The organism is Saccharibacillus sp. O23 (assembly GCF_002205895.1).
In the GTDB taxonomy this organism is placed as follows: Bacteria; Bacillota; Bacilli; order Paenibacillales; family Paenibacillaceae; genus Saccharibacillus.
The window spans coordinates 138,985-155,737 of the sequence record NZ_NJDE01000009.1 but is presented as its reverse complement, the minus strand read 5'-3'; the positions used below and the strand labels follow the sequence as shown (position 1 = coordinate 155,737).

Below are 16,753 nucleotides of genomic sequence, written 5' to 3'. Positions count from 1 at the left end.
TCCCAGTGACAGCAAAGAAAAGCGCGCCGCAGCGGCTCGACGGAAACCTGCGCGAACGAATAGCTTTGGGAATCGGCTCGTTTCCGTTGGCTAAGTTGACAAAATAGCAGCCGACAGCCCGCAATAGTCAGCCGATTCGAGGAGGTTCGAGGTTACGTTGACGATTCGGCAACGTAGGACCGACAAACGGAAGCTGTTCGGAAGCCACGCTGCCGATTAAGCAACGTAGAAGCCAAAATCGACAGCTATTCGGCAGCTTTGCTTTGCTACGTTGCTTTTTAAGCAATGTAAGCCAGCCGGCAGGCGAAAATACTCGCTCTACGTTGCTTTTTCGGCAACGTAGAATCGCTCGCTGATGAACGAACGCCGGTTCGACGCCCGGCGCAGCAAAAAGGTCTTCCCCGACGGAAGACCTGATACAAAGTACTGGATCATGAAAGATCGAATTCGGTCTTTCGTTCGCGAAGACAGGATTTCGGTTACACCCGCGGCCCCTTGAGAAAGGGGCCGTTTTATTTGGACCTATACCTATGCGATCGACGGACTTTACGCAAGCCGTCGAAGCGTTCCGCAGCGCCGCCTGAATAAAGCCTGCCGGCAAGCCTCGGTCCCCGCTTCCGTCCTAACTTTCCGTCTACAGTTCTCTCACTTCCGACAAAGCCGCTTTCAATTCCTCGTCCAGACGTTCGCGGAATCCTTGCCAGCTCTCCTCGTCGGCTTCCAGCGCCTCGGGACCGTACGCTTCGGCGATCTGAATCCGAACGTGCCGGTCGTTGACCTCGCCCAGCCGCTTCTGAACGTCTTTGAAGCGCTCCGCTTCTTGAAGCTGCTTGTCGTCGAGCGCGAACGAAGCGGCTTCCGCCGTATAGCGGCAGCGCTTGGCCGCGATCCGTACCTGATGCAGCGCGTTCAGCGCTTCTTCGCTGTACCGGCCTTCCCGATCCGCCGTCACTTGGTAGACGTGCCGACGCTTGCGGTAATCGTCTTTCAATTCGCGGAGGCTTCCGCGAACATCCGCTTCGGCTGCCAGTTCCGGTAGGCTTTCTTCGAGGAAAGCTTTCCATTTCCGGTCCAGACCTTTGTTGACGATCTTCGGCAGTTTGCGGCTCAGCTTCTTGCGCTGTCCGCGCCGTTCTTCTTTCTCCAGCTTCGCCATGCGCTTGAACAAAGCCGCTTCCGCGTCCCGTCCTTCGTTTTTGGCCTGTTTGCGCAGCTCTTTGAATTCGCCGATCAGCACATCGGCGTCGCGCACGCGTCCGAAGCGCTTCTGCGCCCGCTTGATCGGCCGGTACAACCCGGTCTGTTCGTCCGGGTCCAGCACTTGCAGCAGCGTCAGCAGCTTGCGCGCGCTCACTCGGGCCTGATGAATATCTTCTTCGTCGTAATCTTTCAGCGCCGCGCGGCTGCGGCGGCGGAATTCCGCATACAATTCGCCGAGCGCTTCGCTCCATAAACTCGTCTGCTCCGGGGCGACTGCTGCACCTTCATTTTCATGTTCGCGTCCCATATGACCGACTCCTTCGCGTTGGACTCCCTCTGCGTTTCTCGCTTTCTTTCTTTATTATTACCCGATCTGCCGCTTCATATCCTGCTGGATAAGTCCGGAATTTTGTCGACGGTGCCTCTTTTCCGTCCGAAGGCATCGATTCGGGGCGAACAAATAAAAAGCTGCCGAGAACCTCTCGGCAGCTTCGAACTTTCGAACCTTCGGCATTTCCGAATCCTTGCCGATCGGTTATTATTTTTCGCGAATCACGATCTTGCCTTTGGCATGATGGCTTTCGCTTTTCGCATGCGCGTCGCGCACGCCCTGTTCGTTCAACCAGTAGGTCGAATCGATCACCGGCTTCAGTTTGCCTTTTTTGATCATATCGGCCAATTTCTCGAGCTGCTCGCCTTTGGGTTCCATCATGAAATGCGCCGTATGGATGCCGAGATCTTTGGCGAGGCTTTCGTCGGGTTTTTCCAAGATCGAGACCAGATGGCCGCCGGGCTTCAGCACTTTGAAGCTCTTATGCTGAATATCGCCGCCCATCGTATCGAGTACCATATCGTAATCCGAGAGCACCTCGGAGAAGTCTTCTTCTTTGTAATTGATAAAATGATCCACGCCGAGCGATTTCAACAATTCTTCGTTCTCCGCGCTGGCCGTGGACGCGACGGTCGCGCCCAAGCATTTGGCGATCTGGATCGCCATCGTGCCGACGCCGCCCGCTCCCGCATGGATCAGCACTTTGTCGCCCGCTTTGACTTTGCCGTGATCCACCAGCGCCTGCCACGCCGTCAGACCCGCCAGCGGAACCGCCGCCGCTTCTTCGTAGCTCAGATTCTCCGGCTTTTTCACGACCACGTCCGCGTCTACCGCGACGTACTGCGCGTAAGTGCCGAATACCCTCGGACGGGCAAATACCGGATCGCGCGGCTTGAAACGGCTGACGTTATCTCCAACTTCTTTGACGATGCCCGCGACGTCTCCGCCGAGAATCAGCGGAAACTCGCCGGCCGCCGCTCCCATCGCGCCTTCGCGAATCTTCGTATCTACCGGGTTTACCGAGGTCGCATACACTTTGATCAGGATCTGGTTGGCATCGATCTTCGGTTCGGGTACGTTCTGTTCCTGCAGCTTATCAGGTCCGCCAAACTCTTCAATTACGATTGCCTTCAAATACATCCTCACCTTTCTGTAGCAGGTTGGCCGTGCTTCCAATGCTATTACCCCTGCCGTCTCGGACAGATTCATCCGAACGGTAAAAACCCTTCTTCCGTATCGGAAAAAGGGTTCGAACAGTCTTGTTTCAACATTGTCAAGCCGAGCTTCCCGTTCCGAAGAACCGGGCATGAAGCCGACTTGTCCGCTTAATATAACCTTTTCTAGCTTCTCTGTCTTTCCAAGACGCGAACGCCGTAAGGCGGAAGCCGAAGCTCCGGATCGGCCTGCCTTCCGCTCTCCAGATCGAAGTAAGCCCGGCCATCCAGCGGGAAGACGACGGCGTTCGGCGTGTAGTTCTGCACGAATACGAAGTCGTGTTCCCCGTCGGTCCGCAGATGTGCCGAAGTCCCTGCCGGGAACGTTACGTTCAAGCTCCGCGCCACTCCCGCACGCTGCACGAGAGCCGACAAGAAATCGTCGTCGAACGTACCGCCGGCGCGCGCCGCCACATAATACGCTTCGCCTTCGCCGAAGGCGTTCACGGTCAGCGCAGGTCTGTCCGCATAGAAATCGGACGCGTATTCGCCGAGGCTTTGCGCCCCTTCCAGATGAATCAGATCGCAGATCTCGGAAATCTCGTATTCGCCGGACAGTCCGAGCGCTCCGTTTCCGTTCAGGCGTAGCGCGTTGCGGTCGCGGTCATGCAGGCCTTCAAGCTCTTCCGACCAGATGCCGAGCACCTTGCGCAGCGGGCCCGGGAATCCGCCGAGGAAGCACAGATCCGTCTCGTTCACGATGCCCGACCAATAGGTCACGACCAACGTGCCGCCGTTCTCGACGAACTTCTCCAATCGTTCGCCCACGCCTTCGCGCACCATATAGAGCATCGGAGCGACGATCAATTTGTATTTGGCAAAGTCCGCGTCCATGCTGATCATGTCCGTCGGCACGCCGAGCTTCCAGAGCGCTTCATGCTGTTTCTGCACCGTTTCTTCGTATTTGACGCCTTTGTTGCGCGGTCCCTGCGAATCTTTGACCGCCCAACGGTTCTCCCAATCGAAGATGATCGCGGCTTCCGCCGGAACCGAAGTGCCGACGATCCGGTCCATGCCTTCGAGCGCCGCGCCTACGTCCGTGACGTCCTTGAAGACGCGCGTATGCTCGTGACCGACATGGTCGACGACCGCGCCGTGCAGCTTCTCGCTGGAACCGCGGCTTTTGCGCCATTGGAAATACTGCACGCTGTCCGAACCGTGCGCCACGGCTTGCAGCGAAGCCAGCAGATGCATGCCCGGACGTTTGAGCTTGCTCACGTCCTGCCAGTTGGTCAAGCTCGGCGTGCTCTCCATCAGCAGGAAAGGTTGGCCGCCTTTGATCGAACGCACGATATCGTGCATCATGGCGATCTTCGCCGCTTGGGTCGATTCTTCGTCGGCGTCGTGCCAAGTCGGATAGCTGTCCCAAGACAAGAAGTCGAGCGCGTCGGCGAATTTCCAGTAATCCAACCCTTCGTAGAATTCCATAAAGTTGGTCGTGACCGGCAGGTTCGGATTAACGGCCTTGAGCGGCGCGGTCTCGTGCTTCACGAAATCGACCGTGCGCTGCGTGACGAAACGCCGCCAATCGAGATTCATCGCATGGACCTGCTTCTCTCCGTGCGGAGCCGGCGATTCGACCTGCGACCAGTCCGTGACGGTATGGCTCCAGAACGTGGTCCACCAAGCGTGGTTCAATTCGTCGAGCGTGCCGTATTTATCCTGCAAAAATTTGCGGAATTCCGCTTGGCACAGCTCGCAGTGGCAGTCTCCGCCGAACTCGTTGGAGATATGCCAACCGATGATCGCCGGATGATCGGAATACCGTTCGGCCAGCTTGGTATTGATGATTCGCGTCTTCTCGCGGTACACCGGCGAAGTCGGACAGTGATTATGCCGGAATCCGAACAGATTGCGCACCCGATTCTCTTCGGTCCGCAGCACTTCCGGATATTTCTGCGCCATCCAAGCCGGACGCGCGCCGCTCGGCGTCGCGAGAAAAGCGTAGATGCCGTTCGCCGCGAAACGCTCCAGCACTTGATCCATCCATTCGAACGTAAACACGCCTTCTTCCGGTTCGAGCATCGCCCAAGAGAAGATGCCGATCGACATCACGTTGCATTTCGCGAGCTTCATCAAACGGATGTCTTCTTCGAGAACTTCGGGATATCGGAGCCACTGTTCCGGATTATAGTCGGCCCCGTGCAGCATGCGCGGGATCTTGTCGCTTACGGGCGGGTATACGTAGGTCATATTGGGTCACTCTCCTAGATAGGTGGTGGGTGGGGTGGAGGCGGTTGGGAGGCGCTGCGGACAAAGGGGGCTTCGATCGCTGTCGAAAACGGATTCCCTTGATTTTGTTAAACATTACTTGTGGTAGGGAATCCATTTTCAGCCTATGCTTCCGGCGTGACTTTCCTCCGGAAAGTCTTTAGGCGAACGCTGACGCTTCTCCGCTCCCCCTTTGTCCTCCGCTCGGTCAACCGCCGTGGTGTTAGTTAGTAAAAAATAAAAGCTTCTCGCAAAGACTTCGCCTTCTTTACAGCAATCCCTTTAACTCTTTTTCCGTTCGCCTATATTCGGCGAACGGAAGCCCTTCCCCTCTTCCAAGCGAGGGGAAGGGCTGATTCTAAGACGCGGACGTGCGAACGAAGCGGAGGGCGAAGGAGTCGAAGGTCGCCTTTGAGCGTGAGTGAGACAGCGACCGCAGACCCTTCGTCCCGGAGCGCCTTCGTACGCACTATGCTCCGCGCCGCGAAAGGGTCAGCCCTTGACCGAGCCCAACGTCATCCCTTTCACGAAATACTTTTGCAGGAACGGATACACGATCAGGATCGGCGCGCTGCCGATAAAGATCTGCGCGGCTTTGACGGTCGTTTGCGAGATCAGTTCCAGTTCTTTCGGATCGACGCTCATGGAGCTCATATCGCGCTGAATGATGACCGTTTGCAGGAACGTCGCGAGCGGGAAGTCTTTGGCGTTATTCAGGTAGAGCAAGCCGTCGAACCAAGAGTTCCAATGGAAGACCATGCTGAACAGCGCCACGGTCGCGATAGAAGGCATCGAGATCGGCAGGAAGATGCTGAACAGCGTCCGGAAATGGCCCGCGCCGTCGATCAATGCCGCTTCTTCCAGCTCTTTCGGAATGCCGCGGAAGAAGTTGAGCATCAGGATCACGAGGAACGTATTGACCGCGCCCGGCAGCACCAGCACCCAGAACGAGTTGATCAAGCCGAGTTTTTGAATGACGATGTAAAAAGGAACCAGACCGCCGTTGAAGATCATGCTGAACACGAAAATCCACGAGTACGCGTTGCGGCCCCGAAACACGCTGTTTTCTTTGGACAAGGCGTACGCCGCCAAGAACGTAATGAGCAGCGTGATCGCCGTGCCGACGACCGTCCGCAGCACCGAGACCCAGAGCGAGTGCAGGAACAGCGGGTTCGCCGCCGTTTTTTTATAAGCTTCCAGCGAAAATCCGACCGGCCACAAGCTGACCAGATTCGCGTCCGCCGCCGATTTGGCGCTGAAAGAAACGGCCAATACGTGGATCAGCGGAATGATGCAGAGTACGGCGAGAAAGACCAGAAAACACGTATTGAAAATGCTGAAGATGCGATAACCTCTCGTTTTATGATACATGGAAATCCCTCTTTCCCCGAAGACGGGCCGCGCATAGACGCGGCGTCCGGATTAGAAAATGCGATACCCGGCCCATTTGTAGGCGAGGCGGTACGAGATCAGGATCAAGACCATGCTGATCACCGACTTGAACAGTCCGACGGCGGTGCCGAAGCCCATTTCGCCGCTCAGGATCGCGGTCCGATAAACGAACGTATCGATGATGTCACCTTTCTCGTACACGAGCGGATTGTACAAGTTGAAGATCTGGTCGAAGCCGGCGTTCAGGACGTTGCCCAGCGCCAGCGTACCGACGACCATGAGGATCGGCAGCAGCGAAGGCACGGTAATGTGCAGCGTCTGCTTGAAACGGGTCGCTCCGTCGATCTCGGCCGCTTCGTACTGCGAAGGATCGATGCCGGTCAGCGCGGCGAGGAAGATGATCGTGCTGTAGCCGAACTCTTTCCAAATATCCGAGATGACCACCGTAACCCGGAACAAATCGTTGTCGCCGAGGAAGAAATACGGCCCGAGGCCGAAAAATCCGAGCGCCCGGTTGACCAATCCGCCGGTGGAGAGCAGATCGATCAGGATGCCGCCGAGGATTACCCAAGACAGGAAGTGGGGCAGATAAACGAGCGTCTGGATGCCGCGCTGCAAAGCCGTCTTGCGGACTTCGTTCAGCAGGATCGCGAACACGAACGGGACGATCAGGTTAAACACCAATTTGAGTACGGCGATGATCAGCGTGTTCCAGATGACCTGCACGCTGTCTTCGCGTTCGAACAAGTAGCGGAAGTTGTCCAGTCCTACCCACTGCGAACCGCTGATGCCGAGCCACGGTTTGTAATCTTGAAAAGCCATCACGATGCCGCCCATCGGAATATAACTGAAGATGATCAGGAAGATCATCGCGGGGAGCAGCATCAGGTGAAACGGCCAAGTTTTCTTTAGAGTCTTCAAACGTCATTCCTCCTTCGGCTAAAAAAAGGCAGGGGAAAGCAAAGGCCGCAGGGCAATCCTTCCCCGCCGCCTTCGATTTCCGCGTATGCCGCAGATCGCTTCGAATGTCTTCGCAGTTGATCCGCCGTCGTCCCGGCGCCGGCCGCTTCGAAGCGGACCGGGCCGAAACCGGCGTGCTGCGGATTACTTTTTGACCTGATCGTACCAGGCGTTGACTTCGCTCGTGATCTGGTCGCCGCCGCCGGCTTTCCAGGTCGTCACGAATTCGTCGAAGGCATCGGCCGGCTTTTTGCCGTAGATGATCTCGTTGAACGTCTGATTCTCCATTTTGTTCAGGTAATCCATTTTGCTTTTCATCGTTGCGGTCGTCGGGCCGGTGAACATGTCTTTGAACGAAATGTCTTTTTGCGCCAGCAGCACTTGTGCCGCTTCAGGCGTTTGCGGTCCGTAGTTGACGGCTACGTCTTTCTCCATCTTGGTCTTCGGTTCGTTGCCTTCCGCCAGACTTTGCAGAGCTTTCATCTGAGCGTCCGGAATACGCGCGCCGTCGCGAACGAGCAGGTAACGGACCACGTTCACGTAACCGCCGTCGATCTTGTCGGTCGGCACTTGTTTGCCGTTGGCGTCAAGCTGGTAATCGTAACCCGCGAACAAGCCGTTGTCGTACTGGCTGCCCGGAGCCGGGTTCGCGTAGTTGTCGAACAGGTAGTTCTGATACGTGAAGAAAGCTTCCGGATGTTCCATGCCTTTCTTGATCAACGTAACGCCGTTGGTGAACTGCGTGCCGTGTCTCATCGCTTTGCCGTCCGGACCCGTCGGAATTTCGATCGGTTTCCATACCGCGCCCGGCGCGTTTTTGACCGTGTCGCCCAGCGGCCAGCCGCTCATCCAGTAAGGTCCCGGGATGATGCCCGCCGTACCCGCGACGGCCGGTTCGGACGTTTTGTTCTCGTCCCACAGCGCGGCTTCCTGCGGAATATAACCTTTTTGGAGCCATTCGTTCAGTTTGACCAGACCTTGCTTCATGCCCGGTTGAACCGACCCGTAAGCGAGCTTGCCGTCTTCGCCGACGTTCCACTGCTGCGGCAGCGTGCCGTAAGCGCCGAAGATCCAAGACGGATCGCCCATCCAAGTATTCATCGAATTCTTGAAGCCGATGCTCAGCGGAACGACTTTGTCCGGGGACAGGCCGTCCGGGTTCTGGTTCTTGAACGCGTCCATGACTTTCTCCAGCTCGTCGATCGTTTTCGGCGCTTTGAGGTTCAGCTTGTCGAGCCAGTCTTGGCGAATCCAGAGCAGGTAATCGTGGTTATACGCGTAATCGAGTACCGGAATGCCCATTTTCTTGCCGTCGCGCATATACGCGTTCCAGACGTTCGGATCTTGATCCATCGCTTCTTTCCAAGTCTTGGACGCGTATTTGTCGAACAGCGGACCGACTTCTTCGTACATGCCCGAGTCGATCAGATCCTGCGCGATCTGATTGTCGGCGGTGCCGATCGTCAGCACGTCGGGCATATCCTGTCCCGAAGACATCGCCAGACGAAGCTTCGTGCCGAACGCGCCGTTGGTGTCGGTGACGGACCAGAGCGATTTGATATCGATGCCGAATTGCTCTTTGGCCCATTTGGTGGCGACGCTGTTCTCGATCGTTTCGCCGTTCTTGAATGTCAGAGCCGGATCGACGCCCCACGCCGTGGAGATCGTGACCGGCGGATCGTATTTTTCTTTGTATACGTTCTCAACGCTCGGCGCGGTACTCGCCGCGTTTTCTTCGCTTTTGCCGCCTCCGGAGCAGCCTGCCAACGTCGTGGCCAGCATCGCGCTCGCGGCCAGCAGCGGCAGCCATCTTTTGCCGGATATCGCTTTCATGTTGTGTCCCCCTTGTGTCATCTGCTTGCTTCTTTATTATAGGTTCGGGCAGCCGGACGGCCTATGTCGCGTTTGCAAGATTTCTGCACCTTTGGCAAGGGAGTGATGCAACTAAGACCGCCGCCGAAACAATCGCCCCTGCCGCTCAGCATGGATCATGCTTTGCGGCAGGGGCGTTTCGGCTTACCGTTAAAGTCAAAAGAGGGCGCTGAAACAGTCGCACAACCTGCTTAGCATGTGCCATGCTTCGCAGGTTATGCGTTTCAGCTTAACTCCCTAAATTCATTCGGAGTCATTCCGTATTGTTTCTTGAACATCTTGCTGAAATACTGAGGATTCTGATATCCCAACTCGCCGGTGATCTCGTAGATCTTCTTCGAGGAATGACGCAGCAGATGGGCGGCGCGTTCCATCCGCATCCGGATGATATAATCGCCCAAAGCTTCGCCGGTCTCGGCTTTGTAGATCTTCGACAGATAAACGGGATGCAGAAAGACTTGATCGGCCAGCGTCTTGACGGACAAATCGCCGTCGAGGCCGGTGCCGACCAGTTGGCGGACGCGGCTGACGATCTTGCTGCGGCCTTCGCCGCCTCCGCTGCTGGCCATCTGCCGGGCCAAGCTGTCGAGCAGGCCCACGCCCCAAGCGCGCAGTCGCTGCGGATGCTGCACCAGACCGCGCGCCAAGACGGGATCGAAACCTTCGTCGCCGCCGAGTTCGCCGACCGGCTGGCCTTCGCGGTGCGAGATGAACAAGAACGCGTTGGTCATCCACAGATAGATCTCGTACATCGACGGCCCGGCCAGACCGGCGCGTTCCGCGGCTTCGAAGACGCCCGACATCTTGCTTCGGGCTTCTTCCCATTGATGCGATTCCAACAGATGCAGCAGCGTAGGCGGCGCATACATCAGTTCCGCCACCCCGCCGCGAACTTCCGCCGCGCTAGGCAAGGCGGCAGAGCCGGAGCCTGTACGATCATCCGCTTCGGGATCGGCATAGACGGTACGCCCGCCGATGCCCGCGGCGTACAGCGAGCCGAGCGTTCGCCGGTAAGCGGCGGCCGGGCCGCTGCCGCCCAGTTCGAATACCGAAGAGACGGCAAGCGAGATCTCGCCTTTGAGATACAGGCGGATATGTTCCCGCAGCGTATCGAGCCGGCGGTCGAGCCCGCGCGCCGTCTCGTGCAGCGCGGCCGCTCCGCCGCTCTCGCCCGGCTGGAGCAGCAGCACCAGACAGCCGTGCGGTCCGCTCCCGTGCCAGAGCGGCTGCCCGCGCAGCACTTCTTCGGCGATATTGCCCGCCGCGAAATCCATCAGTTCCAGCGAAGGCGCGTCCATCGCCGCGAAACGTCCTTCCAGCCGGGCGAGCAGCATCAAGGTCGGCTGCCCCGCGCGCAGCGGCAGTTCGTACGCGGAGAACTGTTCGCTCAGCGCCTGCGGGCCGAGCTCGCGGCCCAGCAGCAGCTCGTGCAGCAGATTCTCGCGCAGCACTTTGTAATCGGATTTGCGGCTGTACAGCAGCCGATGCACCTTGTCGAATTCGTCCCATTCTTCGCGCAGCGAATCGATCGCTTCGGATACGGCCGCGACGAATTCGTCGTCGTCCACGGGCTTCAGCACGTAGTCGCTGGCCCGAAGTTGAAGCGCCTTTTTTGCATAAGCAAAGTCGCTATGGCCCGTCAGCAGAATGCAGCGGACGCCCGGCCAGCGCCGTCCGATCTCTTCGATCAACTGCAAGCCGTCCATGCCCGGCATGCGAATATCGGTCACGACCAGATCGACCGCTTCTTCCTCCATGATCGCCAACGCTTCCGCGCCCGAAGCGGCGCGCCGCACGACGCTCACGCCGATCTCTTCCCACGGAATCGTCAATTCCAGACTCTCCGTCACATAGGTCTCGTCATCCACGAGCAGCACTTCGATCATCTCGTTGTCCCCTTTCTTGCGCTACGACGGCCGACGCGTCGGCTGCCGTTCGTCTTCGCGCCGCGTATTCCATCCGAGCGTCACGGCCAACCCGCCGAGCGGAGACTGCGCCGTGCGTACTCCGGCTTCGCGTCCGCCGCGAAGCTGAAGCCGTTGATTGACGTTCCATAATCCGCAGCCGGTCTCTTCGCTCATCGGCTCGGCCAGACTGCGCTCCAAGTCTTCCCTGCCTTTTTCGTCGAGTCCTCCGCCGTTGTCTTCGACGGTCAATACGACTTCGCCGTCTTCCGCCAAGTGTCCGGAGATTCGAATCTCGCCCGCTTCCGCGTGCGGCTCGATCCCGTGGATCACGGCGTTCTCGACCAGCGGCTGAAGCATCAGCGGCGGCACGTACAGATCCAGCAGTTCGTCCGGCAGTTCGATCGCGTAATTCAGCCGGTTCATGCGCATCTTCTGGATCTCCAGATAATGCCGAACGAATTCGACTTCTTCGCGCAGCGGTACCACTTCCCGCTCCTGCCGCGTGGTATACCGGTAATACCGGGACAAGCTGTGCGACATCGCGACGACCGCGTCCACCCGTCCGAGCTTCGCCATACTGGTGACGAACGACAGACAATTATAGAAGAAATGCGGATTGATCTGCGATTGAAGCTGCTTGAGCCTCGCTTCTTTGACATGCAGCTGTTCCAGATAGACGTGTTCGAACAGATTCTGAATCTGCGCGACCATCCGGTTGAAACGATCCGACAAGAAGCTGAATTCGTTGCGTCCTCTCGCCTTGATCCGCACGGCGTAGTCTTCGCTCTCCAGACGTTGGAAACCGCGGATCAACTGGCGAATCGGAATCTGTACCTGCACGTACAGCATATAAGCGGCGGCCGAACCCATCACGAGCAGCGTCAAGATCGACGAGTAGAACAGCAGATTCGATTTTCGGATCGGCTCCAACATGTCGGCCATCGGCATGTAATCGATCAGATACCAGCCGGTTTCTTTGGAGAGCACGATGCTGACCATATACGTTTCTCCGTCCAAGCGCACCGTCAGGTTGTCGCTTTCCGGCAGCGGCGAAGCCTTGAGTTTGCCGAGCAGCCGGTCCGTCAATTCATGCTCCGAAGTCCGGTTGTAGATCACGCCCATATCCGACCGGTAATAAAAAGGATCGTGACGCCCGTCGGTCTTGAACTTGTCCAGCATGTTCTGAATATTGCGGCTGTCGAATTCGAGTTCGACGATCGTTTCCGCATTCAGCGCAGGATCGGCGACGCCGTAAGGCGCGACCGTGAACCAAGAGAACCGGAAAATGTCTTCGTTGCCGTCTTTGGCCGGCGTCACCTGCCAACCGGGCTTGATCTCCGCTTTCAACTCGCTCGGATCGTAGCTTGCCGCGTCGTTCTCCGATACCACCCGGCGAAGCGACGGCGAATACAGATGCAGACGGCTTTTCCAATTGGACGAACTTTCTTGAATGCTGAGTTTGTTCTGGATGCGTTTGACCAGATTGATCTCGTCGAGATCGAAATAACCGCCGTTCACGTACATTTTGCGGAAGCTCTCGATGTCCGGGTCGTGGATCAGCAGATTCGGCCAAGACGCGAGCAGCTCGATATCGGTATTGACCTGATTTTGGAAAAAGACAAGCTGGTTGCGGTTCGATTCGCCCAGTTCCTGCCTCAGTACGTCGGTCGTCGTTTTGTTGGAATAGCCGTAGAGCAGCGCGACCGGAATCCACATCAGGATCAGAATGACGATCATTTTGGTAAAAAGGTTGGCTCGGGGCATCGGAGTCTCCTCCCTCTCGGTGAAATGCCGCAAGCCGCCGAGCAGGCGGCGAAGCAAGCTCACTAATTGTAAGCGGTAACAGGAGTTCCGACAAGAGCGGGATTACAACTTTTCGTGTGTTTTGATAGCGAAAAAGAAGCCGTTCGGGGAACGGCTTCTTGGAATGTCGAGAAAGCGGCATAGGCGGAAGGAAGTAAGACGACGGAGAGCGGAATCGGTCAGCGCAGGCAGGCTAACGGATCGTCGATCTCTTAGAAGCGTAAAACGCTCCCTTTTGAAATTCTAACGGATCGTCGATTCCTTAGCCGTCCGATTCGCTTCTTTTCGGGCTGAAAATCAGCCTTTTTTCATTCTAAGCGTCATCTGAATCCGTTAGAATCGCAAAACCGCTCCGAATGCGCGCTAAGCGTCATCTCGATCTGTTAGAACTGCCGAGCAACCGCCTCCGAAACGCAAAAAAGCCCGGGTTTCCGCAGAAACCCGGGTCTGTGCCGCTGCACGATCAATCTTCGCCGCCGCCCAATCTGAACTTCGCGATCAGTTCCCGAAGTTCCAGCGCCATCTCGTTCAATTCTTCCGAAGAAGCGGACACTTGATTCAGCGATTCGCGTTGAATCTGCGAAGCTTGGCTGACTTCGATCGCGCTGCCCGCCGACGTCTTGGCGATATTCGCAAGTTCCGATACGGACGCCAATACTTCTTCCGAACTGGCGGACATCTGCTCCGTGACGGCGGACATGTCTTCGGTCTGCGACGATACGCTGCCGATCGAAGCGGCGATCCGGCCGAACGCTTCGCCGGTCTCCTGCGACAGTTCGAGTCCGGCCTGCACTTCGCGCATGCCTTCTTCCATCAGCACGACGGCTTCGTCGGTATCGCGAATCATCAGATTCAGCGTCTCCGAGATCTGTCCGGCCGATTGGGCGGACTGATCCGCCAGCTTGCGGACTTCTTCGGCCACCACGGCGAATCCTTTGCCGTGTTCGCCGGCCCGCGCCGCTTCGATCGCCGCGTTCAGCGCGAGCAGATTCGTTTGCGAAGCGATGCCCGAGATCATCGAAGCCATGCCTTCGATCTCGCGCGAACGTTCTTGCAGCCGGCGGATTCGCCGCGAAGAACGGCCGACCGATTCGCTGATCGTGGACATCTGTCCGCCTACGCGTTCGATCTTGCCGCCGCCCGACCCGGCTTCTTCTTTCATCTCCGATGCGGCTTCCGACAAACGAAACGCCGTCTGGGCGATCTCTTGGATCGCGCGGGCCATTTCTTCCATGACTCTGGCGGTTTCTTCGGCCGCTTTCTCCTGCGTTTGCGCTCCGATATTCACGCGGTCCGCCGCTTCGAGCACGCCGTCTTGAATGCGCAGATTCTGCTCCACGCCGCTCTTGAGCGCGGAAGAAGAATCGGCCGCTTGGCGGGCTTTATGCTGCACGCCCGAGATAATACGCTCGAACTCGCCGGCCATATCGGCGAATTTGCGGTTCAGGTCGCCGAAGTCGTCGCGCCGGTCGGTGGACAAGTTTACGTTCAGATCGCCTTCGTTCATACGTCCGATCGCGCCGAACAGATCCCGCATCGGACGCATCGCCCGGTGCATCAAGAAGAATTGAATGACCAAGACTGCCAGCATGCAGAGCGCCATAACCAGCAGCGAAGCCCGCAGAAATTCCTGCGTGTTGCGCGCGATATCCGTCGCGTCGATATCGAGACCGAACAGCGCGATGACCTGACCGGATTCGTTCTCGACCGGCTGAATCACGCTGACCCAGCTTCCGTAGGTGTCGGTGTAGACGTTCGTGGCGGCCGCAGTCTTCGTTTCGACCGCTTCCGCCATCGACCGCTTCATCTCGTCCGGATTCTCGTACATCATGCCCGGCGTCATGCCGTCCTGAATCATATGCGTAGGCAGGCCGACCGTGATCGATTGTTTCGCTCCGTCTTCCATCTTCGCGTCGAATACGTAAGCTTGCGCAATGTTCGGGTTCAAGTCGGAGACTTCGTCCAAGCGCTTCGTCAACTGCTGCTCCGCTTCGGTTCCCGGCCGGGGATCGAGCGCGGCCTGCGCGATCAATTCCGGGCCGACCTGTTTGCTTGCGTACGCCGCGACCCCTTCGTATTGGCTGTGCAAGCTGTCCAGCGCCATCTTTTGCTGGAGCCAAGCCGTCATCCCCGTCAACAATCCTCCGACCAGCAAGATCCCGGCGGCAACCGTCAGCATGTTTTTCGCAAAAAAAGTAAGTTTGAATTTGGCTTTCATCCGAAGTCCTCCTGCCTGTTCCGATATCGTTCCTTCTTCCCTTTCTTCGACAAAAAACTCCGAATCGTAAAGAGGAAGTTTTCCGAACATACCAAAAGCCGCCCGAATCTTTCGGACGGCTTGCTTTTCGGCGGAAAACGAAAATTCGCTTCCTCTTATATGATCTTTTTACGTTACCCTTCTTTTTCCGTCAACAGGTTCAAGAACTGCGACGCGCGATCGCTGGAAGGATTACGCAGTACCTGCTCCGGCGACCCCTGCTCCAGAATCTTGCCTCCGTCCATCAAGACGACCGTGTCGGCCGCTTCGGCGGCGAACTTCATCTCGTGCGTCACGACAACCATCGTCATGCCTTCGGCCGCGAGCTCCTTCATGACTTTCAGCACTTCGCCGACCAGCTCGGGATCGAGCGCCGAAGTCGGTTCGTCGAACAGCATGACTTCCGGATCGGTCGCCAGCGCGCGGGCGATCCCGACGCGCTGCTGCTGGCCGCCGGACAGCTGATGCGGATAAGAATCTTCTTTGCCGGCCAAGCCGACTTTGGCGAGCAGAGCTGCGGAGCGCTTGCGCGCTTCTTCTTTGTTCTTTTTCTGCACGACGATCTGGGCTTCCATCACGTTCTCGAGCGCCGTCTTATGCGGGAACAGATTATACGATTGGAACACCATGCCGGTGCTCTGACGCAGCTTCAGCACCTGCGGCTTGGCCGGTTTGCGGCCGCCGTCGAAGCTCAACTCCGTCTCGCCTAGCTTGAGCGAACCCGCGTCGGGCATCTCCAGCAGATTCAGGCATCGCAGCAGCGTCGTTTTGCCGGAACCGGACGGGCCGATGATCACGAGCACCTTGCCTTTTTCCAGCGACAGATCGATGCCTTTGAGCACTTCGAGAGAACCGAATGCTTTATGCAAGTTGCGAATTTCGATCATGGGACTTATCTCCTCTCGTCCGAGTTAGCGGGTCGAGAAACGGGCCAGCCGCTTCTCCATCACGCTCTGCAGCGCGTTAAGCACGGTGCAGATCACCAGATACAACACGGCGACTTCGCTGTATACGAGCAGCGATTCGTACGTGGTCGAGACAATCTGCTTGGCTACTTGGAACATGTCGATTACCGTGATTGTAAAAGCGAGCGATGTATCTTTCACGAGGCTGATAAACGAGTTCGACAGCGGCGGTACGGATACGCGTGCGGCCTGCGGCAGAATGATGCGCCATAAAGCTTGTCCGCGCGTCATGCCGAGCGAATACGCGGCTTCCCATTGCCCGTTCGAAATGGACTGGATCGCGCCGCGCACCACTTCGGAGTTATACGCGCCCATATTCAACGAAAACGCGATAATCGCCGCCGAGAACGGATCGAATTCGATTCCGATATTCGGCAAGCCGTAGAAGATGATGAATAATTGGACCAGCAGCGGGGTGCCGCGAATGATCCAGACGTAGATCCCGGCAATCTGGCTGAGCACCGGGATTTTCCATAGTCGGACTAGCGCGACCACGACCGCCAATACTAATCCCAGCGCGAACGAGATCAGCGCCAGCGTAATCGTGTAATGCAGGGCGGCTTTGATCATCGGCAGCAGCGAATCGATCAAAATCTGAATTTTTCGGTCATCCATAATCGTTAGGCCCCTCTCTAGGCGAA

The 16,753-nt window shown here is 57.3% G+C and carries 11 protein-coding genes; all 11 read right to left on the bottom strand.

Annotation, left to right across the window (positions count from 1 at the left end; translation table 11 throughout):
* Positions 1–634: 634 nt before the first annotated feature.
* Positions 635–1,507 carry a CHAD domain-containing protein gene (locus tag CDO73_RS12695; RefSeq protein ID WP_088488890.1) on the bottom strand — a complete coding sequence of 291 codons (873 nt, stop codon included), beginning with the start codon at positions 1,505–1,507 and terminating at the stop codon, positions 635–637.
* Between the two features lie 231 nt (positions 1,508–1,738).
* Positions 1,739–2,665 carry an NADP-dependent oxidoreductase gene (locus CDO73_RS12690; protein WP_088489132.1) on the bottom strand — a complete coding sequence of 309 codons (927 nt, stop codon included), beginning with the start codon at positions 2,663–2,665 and terminating at the stop codon, positions 1,739–1,741.
* 206 nt (positions 2,666–2,871) lie between these two features.
* On the bottom strand, positions 2,872–4,938 hold the full coding sequence (locus tag CDO73_RS12685; RefSeq protein ID WP_088488889.1) for a beta-galactosidase: 2,067 nt from the start codon (positions 4,936–4,938) through the stop codon (positions 2,872–2,874).
* Positions 4,939–5,448: 510 nt separating this feature from the next.
* Positions 5,449–6,327, bottom strand: a complete 879-nt coding sequence (locus tag CDO73_RS12680; RefSeq protein ID WP_088488888.1) for a carbohydrate ABC transporter permease — start codon at positions 6,325–6,327, stop codon at positions 5,449–5,451.
* A gap of 51 nt (positions 6,328–6,378) precedes the next feature.
* Positions 6,379–7,269 (bottom strand): ABC transporter permease, encoded by an 891-nt coding sequence (locus tag CDO73_RS12675; RefSeq protein ID WP_088488887.1) that lies wholly within the window; start codon positions 7,267–7,269, stop codon positions 6,379–6,381.
* Positions 7,270–7,452: 183 nt separating this feature from the next.
* Positions 7,453–9,141: a type 2 periplasmic-binding domain-containing protein gene (locus CDO73_RS12670; RefSeq protein WP_088488886.1), complete on the bottom strand. Its 1,689-nt coding sequence runs from the start codon at positions 9,139–9,141 to the stop codon at positions 7,453–7,455.
* A 263-nt stretch (positions 9,142–9,404) separates the two neighbouring features.
* Positions 9,405–11,066: a response regulator transcription factor gene (locus CDO73_RS12665; protein WP_088488885.1), complete on the bottom strand. Its 1,662-nt coding sequence runs from the start codon at positions 11,064–11,066 to the stop codon at positions 9,405–9,407.
* A gap of 21 nt (positions 11,067–11,087) precedes the next feature.
* Positions 11,088–12,851, bottom strand: a complete 1,764-nt coding sequence (locus tag CDO73_RS12660) for a sensor histidine kinase (RefSeq protein WP_088488884.1) — start codon at positions 12,849–12,851, stop codon at positions 11,088–11,090.
* 502 nt (positions 12,852–13,353) lie between these two features.
* The gene (locus tag CDO73_RS12655) at positions 13,354–15,108 is read right to left on the bottom strand and encodes a methyl-accepting chemotaxis protein (RefSeq protein WP_088489131.1); all 1,755 of its coding nucleotides are present in this window, start codon (positions 15,106–15,108) and stop codon (positions 13,354–13,356) included.
* Positions 15,109–15,281: 173 nt separating this feature from the next.
* A complete protein-coding gene (locus tag CDO73_RS12650; protein ID WP_088488883.1) occupies positions 15,282–16,034 on the bottom strand; it encodes an amino acid ABC transporter ATP-binding protein in 753 nt (250 codons plus the stop codon).
* A gap of 24 nt (positions 16,035–16,058) precedes the next feature.
* A complete protein-coding gene (locus CDO73_RS12645; RefSeq protein ID WP_088488882.1) occupies positions 16,059–16,727 on the bottom strand; it encodes an amino acid ABC transporter permease in 669 nt (222 codons plus the stop codon).
* Positions 16,728–16,753 lie beyond the last annotated feature (26 nt).

Excerpts from the sequence above, each read along its gene's own strand:
- CDO73_RS12670 (WP_088488886.1), bottom strand. The coding sequence starts at position 9,141 with ATGAAAGCGATATCCGGCAAAAGATGGCTGCCGCTGCTGGCCGCGAGC.
- CDO73_RS12660 (WP_088488884.1), bottom strand. The coding sequence starts at position 12,851 with ATGCCCCGAGCCAACCTTTTTACCAAAATGATCGTCATTCTGATCCTG.
- CDO73_RS12645 (WP_088488882.1), bottom strand. The coding sequence starts at position 16,727 with ATGGATGACCGAAAAATTCAGATTTTGATCGATTCGCTGCTGCCGATG.
- CDO73_RS12655 (WP_088489131.1), bottom strand. The coding sequence starts at position 15,108 with ATGAAAGCCAAATTCAAACTTACTTTTTTTGCGAAAAACATGCTGACG.
- CDO73_RS12680 (WP_088488888.1), bottom strand. The coding sequence starts at position 6,327 with ATGTATCATAAAACGAGAGGTTATCGCATCTTCAGCATTTTCAATACG.
- CDO73_RS12665 (WP_088488885.1), bottom strand. The coding sequence starts at position 11,066 with ATGATCGAAGTGCTGCTCGTGGATGACGAGACCTATGTGACGGAGAGT.
- CDO73_RS12685 (WP_088488889.1), bottom strand. The coding sequence starts at position 4,938 with ATGACCTACGTATACCCGCCCGTAAGCGACAAGATCCCGCGCATGCTG.
- CDO73_RS12695 (WP_088488890.1), bottom strand. The coding sequence starts at position 1,507 with ATGGGACGCGAACATGAAAATGAAGGTGCAGCAGTCGCCCCGGAGCAG.
- CDO73_RS12650 (WP_088488883.1), bottom strand. The coding sequence starts at position 16,034 with ATGATCGAAATTCGCAACTTGCATAAAGCATTCGGTTCTCTCGAAGTG.